General features: G+C 70.2%; 7 protein-coding genes. 6 read left to right on the plus strand and 1 reads right to left on the minus strand.

Features of this window, described 5'->3' with window-relative positions; genetic code table 11:
- Window positions 1-114: 114 nt before the first annotated feature.
- The 5 genes from ACFW9D_RS36255 to ACFW9D_RS36275 all read left to right on the plus strand — a co-directional run bounded on the left by ACFW9D_RS36255 (window position 115) and on the right by ACFW9D_RS36275 (window position 5,267).
- Window positions 115-351: an AMP-binding protein gene (locus tag ACFW9D_RS36255; protein WP_384629422.1), complete on the plus strand. Its 237-nt coding sequence runs from the start codon at window positions 115-117 to the stop codon at window positions 349-351.
- A 160-nt stretch (window positions 352-511) separates the two neighbouring features.
- Window positions 512-742, plus strand: coding sequence for a hypothetical protein (locus ACFW9D_RS36260; protein WP_384629424.1), 231 nt, complete (start codon window positions 512-514; stop codon window positions 740-742).
- Complete coding sequence (locus ACFW9D_RS36265) at window positions 739-2,343, plus strand: transporter (RefSeq protein WP_384629427.1); 1,605 nt, start codon at window positions 739-741, stop codon at window positions 2,341-2,343. Before ACFW9D_RS36260 ends, ACFW9D_RS36265 begins: the two co-directional genes overlap by 4 nt.
- Window positions 2,344-2,409: 66 nt before the next feature.
- Window positions 2,410-4,611, plus strand: coding sequence for a SpoIIE family protein phosphatase (locus ACFW9D_RS36270; RefSeq protein ID WP_384629430.1), 2,202 nt, complete (start codon window positions 2,410-2,412; stop codon window positions 4,609-4,611).
- A gap of 29 nt (window positions 4,612-4,640) precedes the next feature.
- Complete coding sequence (locus tag ACFW9D_RS36275; RefSeq protein WP_384629433.1) at window positions 4,641-5,267, plus strand: TetR/AcrR family transcriptional regulator; 627 nt, start codon at window positions 4,641-4,643, stop codon at window positions 5,265-5,267.
- A 72-nt stretch (window positions 5,268-5,339) separates the two neighbouring features.
- Here the strand turns inward: ACFW9D_RS36275 and ACFW9D_RS36280 are convergent, their stop codons facing one another.
- Complete coding sequence (locus ACFW9D_RS36280) at window positions 5,340-8,558, minus strand: cytochrome P450 (RefSeq protein ID WP_384629435.1); 3,219 nt, start codon at window positions 8,556-8,558, stop codon at window positions 5,340-5,342.
- Window positions 8,559-8,810: 252 nt separating this feature from the next.
- Between ACFW9D_RS36280 and ACFW9D_RS36285 the strand changes: the two genes are divergently transcribed.
- Window positions 8,811-9,872 carry a zinc-binding dehydrogenase gene (locus ACFW9D_RS36285; protein WP_384629438.1) on the plus strand — a complete coding sequence of 354 codons (1,062 nt, stop codon included), beginning with the start codon at window positions 8,811-8,813 and terminating at the stop codon, window positions 9,870-9,872.
- The last annotated feature ends 40 nt before the right edge of the window (window positions 9,873-9,912 follow it).

The following is a 9,912-nucleotide window of genomic DNA, read 5'->3' on the forward strand; positions in this document are numbered from 1 at the left end:
CCGCTCTCTCGCAGTTTGTCACTAGTGTCAACCCCCTCTCACCACCCCACCGCAGCGCGCCCCTCAGTATTTTTCGTCCCCCGCGCGGGCCCCCGGCCTCCCAGAGGACACACCATGCTGATCCTCTCTGTCCTGCTCGAGGACTCCGCCCGCACGCACCCGGACCGGGACGCGGTGGTCCTCGGCCCGACCCGTCTCACCTACGCCCAGGTCGACGCCGCCGCGAACCGGGTGGCCGGCCTGCTCGTCGACCGGGGCGTCCGGCCCGGCGACAAGGTGGCGCTGAGCTGCCCCAACCTGTCCCACCTCCCGATCGGGAGCAGATGGCGGGCTACAAGTCCCCGCGCCTGATGGAGATCGTCGAGGCCCTTCCCATGCCCCCACCGGAATGGGCCTCAAGCGCGCACTCACGTGACCGGCCCGGACAGCGCGCCGGCCTGACGGCTCATCAGCACCACTCGCATCCCACCCCCCGTTGTGTACGCCTTCCTTCCCCTCGAAGAGAGTTACCGTGCCCTCCGCATCCCCTCAGCGCACACCCCGTGACACACGGACGCTGATCACCGTCAACGCGCTGCCGCTCGCCATCGGCGTGCTGCTCTCGTGCTCCACGTCGCTCGGCGAGATCTCCGTGTACGGACGTCTCACCCTCGGCATGGCGTGGGCACTCGCTCAGCTCGCCGTCCTCATCGGCGCGACCTGCTGGTACGAGAACCGGGCCGCATCCGGGGGCACGTGGTGACGACGTACCTCCTGAGCGCCGGCTCGCCCGACCTCATAGGCTCCGCCGCACGGGGTGCGGTCATCAGCGCCTTTCTGGTCTTCATCGGCCTCTGCCTGCTGTGGGTCTTCACCCTCGCCACCCAGGACGACGATCCCGAATGCCTCTACGTCGCCGACCGGTCCCTTCCGCCTGTGTTCAACGGCGTCGCGATGGCGGGGGAACAGATCACCGTCGTCATTCTGGTCTCGATGCCCGGAGCGATCGCCCTCTTCGGCTACGACGGAGTCTCGGCCGCCGTCGACAGCGCCCTCGCACTCGGTGTCTTCCTTCTGCTCGCCCCCAGGATTCGCGAGACGCGCCGCTACACCCTGGGCGAGCTGTTCTCACTGCGTGCCGAAGGGCCGGGTGCGCGGATCGCCGGTGCGGTGGTGACACTGTGCGTCGCCGTGCCTCTGCTCATGGTCCAGCTGCGCGCCGGCGGCATCACGGCCGCCCTGCTGATCGGCATGCCCACCGAGACGGCCCAGGTGGTGTGCACGGTGATGATGGGGTGCCTCATCGCATGCTTCGCCGGCGTCGCCGATCTGCGTGGCACCAGTTTCATACAGGTCGCCAAGGTGCCCGTCGCCCTGGCGGCGCTCGCCGCGACGACCCTGCTGGCACTCCGCCGGTTCCACTGGGACCCCGCATCCCTGTTGTCGGCAGCCATGGACAAGAGCGTGTCACCGCACGGGTACCTCAGCCCCGGACTGTGGGCGCAATCCGCCCACGTCGGGCCGCTCGGCACGGTCAGCGACCACATCGTCGTCATCCTCGGCACGGCGATGATGCCCCACCTGATCCTGCGCGTCAGCGCCAGCCGGGACGTGCCCGCCGCCCGGCGCTCACTGAGCATCGCCGTGGGACTGAGCGGTCTCTTCTTCCTGCTGCTGATCACGACCGGCTTCGCCGCGACCGCGGTGGTGGGCAGCGAACAGATCGGGGCGGTCGACGCTCTGGGACAGGGAGCGCCGATCCTCCTGGCATCGGGTGTCCTGCCCGATCACTCCACGGGTCGGATCGTGCTCATCACGCTGGTGGCCTGCGTCGCCTTCCTCGCCGTCCTCACAGCCGTGGCCAGCGTGACCTTCGCCGCCGCCGTCTCCGTGACCCGCGACCTGGTCGGGCACAAGGGCCGCACCCTGCTCAGGATCGAAGAGCCGACCGTCCTGCGGATATCCGTCGTCGCGATCTGCGCCGTGAGCCTTCTCCTCACCACAACCGTGCACCGCTACCCGATCGAATTCCTTCTCGCGTTCTCCCTGAGCCTGGCCGCGACGTGTGTGTTCCCCACGCTCGTCTACTCCTTCCTCTGGAGCGGCTTCGACCGCCGAGGGCTGCTGTGGCTGGTCTACGGAGGTGTGTCCCTCTGCGTCCTGCTGACGCTCTTCTCCCCCGCTGTGTCCGGGACGGCCTACTCGCTACTGCCGGACCAGGACTTCGAGCTGTTCCCTCTCCACACCCCCGGCGTTGTCTCCGTCCCAGCGGCCTTCCTCCTCGGATGGCTCGGTAGCGCACGTCCGTGGGAGCGGTCCGCACGGACCGGGCACGCGGCGGTGAACGAGGTACGCGGCGGCTGACGCGCGAGCAAGTTTCCCGCCGTGGTCCAAGGGGCGCGCGCCGGAGGCTTCCCGTACATTCGCACTATGGGAACCGACGTCGATGCGTTCCTTGGTCAGCTGGCCCGCCATCTGCGGCCCCAGGTGAGAACGCTGGCCGGACTGCAGCTCCAGCGCCTGACCGGTGAGCTCCCCGAGCTGTCGGAGGAGGCGGACATCGCGGCGCTGACCCTCGAAGAGACGACCCAGCATGTCAGCGCCTTTCTCGATCTGCTGGAGACCCCTGCTGACGCGAGCGCGTCGAAGACTCCTCCCGCCGCACTGCACATAGGCCGCCTCTACGCCCGGCAGGGGATCTCGTTGAGCCGGCTGCTCCGTGGCTACCGGCTCGGCCACCTCAGCATGCTCGAACTGATGGAGGCCGAAGCGCCCCGGCTCACCGGTGACTGGCACCTCATCCACCTGGTCACGATGAGGCTGGTCTCGATCGGCTTCACCTACGTGGACCGGTCCTCGGAAGAGGTCGTGGCCGCGTACATGGAGGAGCGTGACCTGTTGATGCAGGGCCGGCTCGCCCTCACCAACCGGGCGAGCAAGCGGATCGGGACCACGCTCGACGTCACCCGTACCGCGGAGGAACTGACCGAGGTCTGCACAGAGGACTTCGCCGATTTCGTCACCGTCGACCTCTTCGACTCCGCCCTGCACGGAACCGGCACGGGTTCACCGGAGGTCCCGACGCTGCACCGAGTCTCCCAGCGCTCCGTCCTCGACGGCTGTCCGGAGTCCCTGCTCCGCGTAGGTGAGACACATTCCTACCCGGAGGACTCGGAACCGGCCCGTGCACTGGCGACCGGACGGTCCGTCCTCCACCACATCACGGGTGCCGAGACGCCCCCGTGGATGGCACCGTCCGAGCCCCACGGCCGGGCATTGCGCGCCCTCGGCGTCCACTCGGCTCTCCTCGTGCCCCTGCACGCCCGCGGGCACACCCTGGGTCTGGTGCAGTTCGTACGCCACAGCACCTCGGTCCCCTTCAACGGCGACGACCTCCTGCTGGCGCAGGAGATCGTCTCCAGGGCGGCGGTGTCCATCGACAACGCCCGCCGGTACACCCACGAGCGTGCCACCGCGCTGACCCTTCAACAGAGCCTGCTGCCGCGGCACACGGTGAAGCAGTCGGCCGTCGAAACGGCCTCTCGTTACCTGCCCGCCGGATCCCGCGCAGGTGTGGGCGGTGACTGGTACGACGTGATTCCGCTGTCCGGTGCCCGCGTCGCGCTCGTCGTCGGCGACGTCGTCGGCCACGGCCTGCACGCCGCCGCCACCATGGGTCGGCTCCGCACGGCCGTCCGGGCCTTCGCCGACATCGATCTCATGCCCGATGAACTCCTCACGCATCTGGACGATGTGGTCATCCGGATGCAGCGCGAGGAGTCGCGGGACGAGGGCGAGACCAGCGCCACCTGCCTGTACGCGATCTACGATCCTGTCTCCCGCCTGTGCTCCCTCGCCAGCGCCGGCCACATCCCGCCGACCGTGGTGGCCCCCTCGACGACCGGAGAGGCCACCGGTGCCTCCGGCGTGGTCGAGGTGCCGGTCGGCCCGCCGCTCGGTCTGGGCGGACTCCCCTTCGAGACCGCCGAGTTCGAACTTCCGGAGGGCAGCCTGCTGGTCCTGCACACCGACGGGCTGATCGCCGACCGCTCGCGCGACCTGGACCTCGCGCTCACGACGCTGCACGAAGTCCTCGCCTCCGCGCCGGCGTCGCTGGAGGAGACCTGCGACCGGCTGCTGGCCGCGCTGTTGCCCGGCCGCCCGGCCGATGATGTCGCCCTGCTCGTCGCCCGGACCCATGCCCTCGATCCGGACCACGTGGCCACGATGGACCTCCCGTCCGATCCGGCGGCCGTGGCCGGGGCTCGCGCGTTCGCGTCCGACGTACTGACGGCGTGGGGGCTGGAGGAGCTGGACTTCACCACGGAGCTGGTCGTCAGCGAACTGGTGACGAACGCGATCCGCTACGGCAAGAGCCCCATCCAGTTGCGGCTGGTCCTCCAGTCGACGCTGACCTGCGAGGTCTCCGACGCCAGCAGCACCGCCCCGCATCTGCGCCGCGCCCGGACCTTCGACGAGGGCGGTCGCGGCCTGCTCCTGGTGGCCCAGCTCACCGCTCGCTGGGGCGCACGGCACCGGCGCGACGGGAAAGTCATCTGGGCCGAGCAGGATCTCCCCGCGGGCAGCGGGTCCGCCCGCCCGGCGCCGGAGGCTTCGCGCGAGCCGACTTGATCGGTCGACTGAGTCGATACCATGGGCGCATGGCTCATGTCTCCGCGGCCGAGCGCCGCCCCCAGTTGATCAAGGCGGCGATCGACCTCATGACCCGCGAGGGCGTCGCCGCGGGGAGCACCCGCGCCATCGCCGCGGAACTCGGCGTGGCTCAGGCCACCGTCCACTACACCTTCGGGACGAAGGAGGACCTGTACCGGGCGGTCATGGACGAGATCACCGACGAGCTGGTCGCTCAGGTGCAGCGGGCGGCACCTGAGGACGCGGACTTCGAGGAGACGTTCAGCGCCTTGGCGGGAGCACTGTGGGGCACCGTGCGCGAGCCGGGGTCGCACCATCAGCTGCTCAGCGAGCTGACCATGTTCGCGCTGCGTGTGCCCGGTCTGAGCGAGGCCCGGCAGGCTCACTACCGGCGGGTCATAGAGGTGACGGCACAGGTGATCACGGAGACGGCGGAGCGGACGGGGCAGAAACTGGCCGAGTCGCCGGAGACGGTGGCCCGGTTCTTCCTCTCCGGCTTCGACGGACTCACCATGCAGGTCCTGCTGTGCCTGCCGGACGAGGCCACGGAACGCACAGGTCTCAGGGCGCTCGTGGCGGCGACCGTGGCACTGGCCAAGGGCGACCTCGACCTCCCCGACGTACCGGTGGCCTGACAGGGCGCGAGAACAGTCAGTGGGCGCACCCGGACAGGTGCGCCCACAACCGTTTCTGCCTCCTCGTGAGAGTCAGCCGGCCCAGACGTCCTCGACGTAGCGTCCGGATCCGACGAGCGCGGCGAGCCATGCCGCGGCCTGCTCGTCGCTCGCGCCGGTGCGCTCGCGGTGGATCGCCATGAACGCCTCCCGTACCGCGGGGGCCATACGGCGGCCGTCGCCGCAGATGTAGACGCGTCCACCCGCCTCAAGGACCGCCCACACCTCCTCGCTCTCGCGGGCGATGCGCTCCTGGACGAAGCGGGCGCCGTTCTCGGGCGCGTGCATGAAGGTGGGGCGCATGCTGACGGCGCCGGCCGCCTCCGCCGCTTCGAACTCGTCCCGGTGCAGGAAGTCCACATCGGGGTGGTCGCAGCCGAAGTAGCAGAGCAGCTTCCCGGTCGAGCCGGCGTGGTGGCGGTCGAGGACCGCGCCACGGAAGGGCGCGAGGCCGGTGCCCGCACTGATGAGGATCACCGGTACGGAGTCGTCCGGGAGGCGGAAGGACTCACTGCACGGCAGAACCCGGCCCTGGATCACATCACCCGCCCGCACCGTCTGCACGAAGTGCGAGGCGATGCCCCGGAAGGTGCCCTCCCCCGACCGGTGCGGCGCGGCGAGCAGCGACACCATCAGGTCGGCCTCGCCGGGCCGGGCCGCGGCGGACGACGAGATCGAGTAGTGCCGGGGACGCAGCACCGGCAGCATCTCCAGGAAGCGTGCGAAGGGCAGCTCGCACGCGGGGTGGCGCTCCAGGAGATCCAAGATGCTCAGCCCCGCGACGGTCACCTGCTCCCGGAAGACCTCGGGATCGGCGGTGGCAAAGGCGGTGAGCGGCTGCTTCTCGGGCGGGCAGGCCGTGTGCTCGGCGAGCACGGCGACCTGCTCCTGGGTGGCGGTGTCCTGGAGTTCGACGAAGTCCGTCAGCAGGCGGCGCAGGGTCAGCGGGCGGTCGACAGGCAGGGCGCCCCGGCTGCGCCGGCGGGCGCGCAGCCGGACGGTGCGGTCGAGGTCGAGGCCGAAGCGGTCGGCGACACGCTGCACGAGGGGCTCGGGATTGCTGGGCAGGACGGCCAGGTGGTCGGCCGTGCGGTAGGTGACACCCTCGGGCAGCCGGAGCCGCAGGAATCGCTTCGAGCGCCCCAACTCATGCTCGGTGTCAACGAGTTCGTACGCCTCGAGGACCTCCATCGGCAGGACACCGTGGCGTTCCGCGAGGCCGCCGAGGACCGACTCGGAGGTCTCTTCCAGCTCATACAGCCCTCCTCCTTCACCGTCGGCCGCCGGTGCGGGGACAGCCGCCTCGCCGGCGACCGCCTCGCCGTACTCCTCCAGCAGGGCCCTCCAGAGGTCGTCCGTCCACGTGTCGACCGCGCCGGCGAAGTCTCCGGCGGCGTCGGCGGCCCCACGCCTCAGGAGCGGGACCGCGCCGGCGGCGATCAGCCGCTCGTCGATCAGCGTCGGGATCCGCTGGTAGGTGGCGGCCCAGTTCCGGTCGCCGACGCCGAGAACCGCGTACCGCAGCCCGACGAGCGAGCCGGGCGCGAGGTTCTCCAGGGAGGCGACGAACTCCGCGGCGTCGTCGGTGGGGCGGCCGTTGTAGGAGGCGGCGACGATGACGAGGGGACCCTCGGTGCCGGCCAGCGTTCCCGCGCGGGCGTCGAGGGAGGCGACGGACGGGGTGAAGCCATGCTCCTCGCCGTCCACGCAGAGGTCGCGGGCGATGCCGGCGCAGGTGCCCAGGTTGGAGCCGTGCAGCAGGGTGAGGGCGGTGCCGCTCGCCCGTCGCGTCACGGCCGTGGTCGGGACCGCGACGGGATCCGCCGTCTGCGCGGCGGGCAGGCGCCGTTCGTCGCTGGTGCGCCGGGCGAGCCGCAGGCTGAATCCCTCGGGCTTGATCGTCAGTGTCGACTTGATCTTCAGCTGGTAGTCGGTGTGGTCGATCAGGCGGTAGCGGTGCACCAGCAGACCGAGCAGCAGGGTGGCCTCGTGGAGTGCGAACTGGCGGCCGATGCAGGCGCGTTCGCCGTTGCCGAACGGCTTGAAGGTGTGGACCGAGCGAGCCGCCTCCCGCTCGGGGGTGAAGCGCTCGGGGTCGAACAGCTCGACGTTCTCGCCCCAGGCCGCGTCACGGTGCAGGGCCGAGGTGATCACCATCAGCGACTCCCCCTTGCGCACGGGGTACTTGCCGCCGATGACGGTGTCCTCGATCGGCTCGACGGCGTACGCGGGAGCCGTCGGCCACAGCCGCAGGCTCTCGTTGAGCACCTGGCGGATGTACGTGAGCTTGCCGATGTCCCCGTACTGGGGGTCCGGGGATTCGGTGTCGCCCCACAGGGCGTCCACCTCGGCCTGGGCCCGGGCGAGCACCTCCGGGTGCTTGGTCAGGTAGTACAGGGCGAAGGAGAGCGCGCTGCTGGTGGTCTCGTGGCCGGCGATCAGGAAGGTGATCACCTGGTGCCGGATGTTGACGTCGTCGAGGGGCTCGCCGGTGACGGGGTCCTTCGTGTGCAGCATCAGCCCCATGAGGTCGTCCGTACTGGTGTCGCCGGAGGCCCGGCGCTCGCGGATCACGTCGTCGACAAGGTCCGTCATCAGGTCGACGTCCTTGCGGAACTGGTCGACCTTCTTCCGCTTGAACAGCTCGGAGCCCGGGATGGACTCGCCCTTCTCCTGGGCGAAGACGAGGGCCCGGGCCATGGCGTCGACGAACGGATGCAGGTCGTCGCGGCGGAAGGACCGAAAGTCGTAGCCGAAGCCGCACAGACCGATCGTGTCGAAGGTGAGCCGCGTCATCTCGTCGGGTACATCCACGGACTGCACCCCGGCCAGCCGGTCCCACTTCCCGATCAGTGAGCGGGCGACCTCGAGCATCGGGGCGTGGTAGCTGCGCATCGCGCCGAGCGAGAACGCGGGCATCAGAATGTCGTGCGCCTTGCGCCAGTTCGGTTCGTGGTTGTACGCGGTGAACAGTCCGTCCCCGGCCATGGCCCGGACCTCGACCAGGTCGGCGTGGACGTGCTTGCGGAAGCGGGTCTCGTCCGAGAGTTCGGTCACGAGGTCCAGGCCGCCGATCATGACGGTGTCCCTCCCGAAGACCCGCAGGCGATACACGGGCCCGAACTCCCTGAACTCCTTGAGCAGGTGGGCCAGGAAGTCCGCACCCGCGGGGAGGTTGAACGCGTGGCCTACGAGGGGCAGCGGGGGGCGCTCGGGGATCGCCCGCGCCGCACCTACGGACACCTGAGTCATGAGCGTGCCTTTCGTTTCACTCCAGCAGTCGCTCCCCAACGTACACACGACTTTGTCGAGTGAACATGTCGACTGACTGTATTGAGAGACACAGTCATCCGGCGGAACTCCACACACCCCTCGAACGTCCCCGAGAAGCGGCTTGACAGTCGATCTCGTCACCAGACACGGTTGAGCGACATGGTCACTCGACCATGTCGTGCGCATGAGCTGAATGCGCGCTTCTCTCCCCGAGCACATCGAGGTTTCCGCATGAACACCATGCTGGCCGGACGGCTGCGCCTGGACACCCGAACCTTCGCCGTCGAGGAGGTCCCGATCCCGGTTCCCGGTCCGGGTGAGGTCCTCGTCGAGGTGCGGGCCGCCGGTGTCTGCCTGTCCGACATCCATCTGATCGACGGCAGCCTGAGCCCCTTCTATCCCGTGCAGGCGGTCACGGAATCCGGCGTCATCACCCCTGGCCACGAGGTGGCCGGCGTCGTCCACACCGTCGGCCCCGAAGTGAAGGGCGACTGGACCCCCGGCAGGCGGGTCGTGCTCCAGGCCGGTCAGGCGTGCGGCGAGTGCGTCGACTGCGCGCGCCACATGGTCTGCCGCCGGCCCGTGACCCGCGGGGTGGACTACGACGGAGGCTGGGCGCAGTACGCCCTCGCCCGGGAGGACACCCTGCTCCCCATCCCGGACCACCTGCCGTTCGACCAGGCCGCGATCATCCCCGACGCCGTCTCCACCCCGTACGCCGCGATCGTGGAGACCGGAGCGGTCCGCCCGGCGCAGGCCGTGGGCATCTGGGGGGCGGGGGGCCTCGGCGCCCACGGCATCCGGCTTGCCCGGCTGGTGGGCGCCGCCCCCGTCATCGCCGTCGACCCCCTGGCTTCGGCTCGTGAGCGCGCACTCCTCTTCGGGGCCGACCACGCGCTGGACCCCACGGCCGGAGACTTCGCCGAGGCCGTGCACGCAGCCACGGCAGGCCGCGGCATCGACGTCGCCTTCGACTTCGCGGGCGTAGGGGCGGCGCGCGCGCAGGCCACGAGCGTGCTCGGCCCGAACGGCGTCCTGGTGCTCGCGGGCCTCACCCCGGAACCGGTCACCGTCGCCGACAGCATCGGCTTCTGCTTCAACGTCCAGCAGATCCGCGGCCACTACGGCTCCGAACCGGAGCACGTGGAGCAGCTCGTCGGCCTGGCCGCCGCCGGACGGATCGACCTCGGCCCGTCCGTGAGCGCCCACATTCCGCTGGCCGAAGCGGCAGACGCCGTCGCCCGGCTGGAGAAGAAGATCGGCGACCCGATCCGCCTCGTGCTCACCCCCTGAGCGGCGGGGGGGGGGGGGGGGGGGCGCGGGGGGGGGGGCC

Source organism: Streptomyces sp. NPDC059524, assembly GCF_042749255.1.
Lineage (GTDB): Bacteria > Actinomycetota > Actinomycetes > Streptomycetales > Streptomycetaceae > Streptomyces > Streptomyces xanthii.

Excerpts from the sequence above, each read along its gene's own strand:
- ACFW9D_RS36280 (WP_384629435.1), bottom strand. The coding sequence starts at position 8,558 with ATGACTCAGGTGTCCGTAGGTGCGGCGCGGGCGATCCCCGAGCGCCCC.
- ACFW9D_RS36255 (WP_384629422.1), top strand. The coding sequence starts at position 115 with ATGCTGATCCTCTCTGTCCTGCTCGAGGACTCCGCCCGCACGCACCCG.
- ACFW9D_RS36275 (WP_384629433.1), top strand. The coding sequence starts at position 4,641 with ATGGCTCATGTCTCCGCGGCCGAGCGCCGCCCCCAGTTGATCAAGGCG.
- ACFW9D_RS36285 (WP_384629438.1), top strand. The coding sequence starts at position 8,811 with ATGAACACCATGCTGGCCGGACGGCTGCGCCTGGACACCCGAACCTTC.
- ACFW9D_RS36270 (WP_384629430.1), top strand. The coding sequence starts at position 2,410 with ATGGGAACCGACGTCGATGCGTTCCTTGGTCAGCTGGCCCGCCATCTG.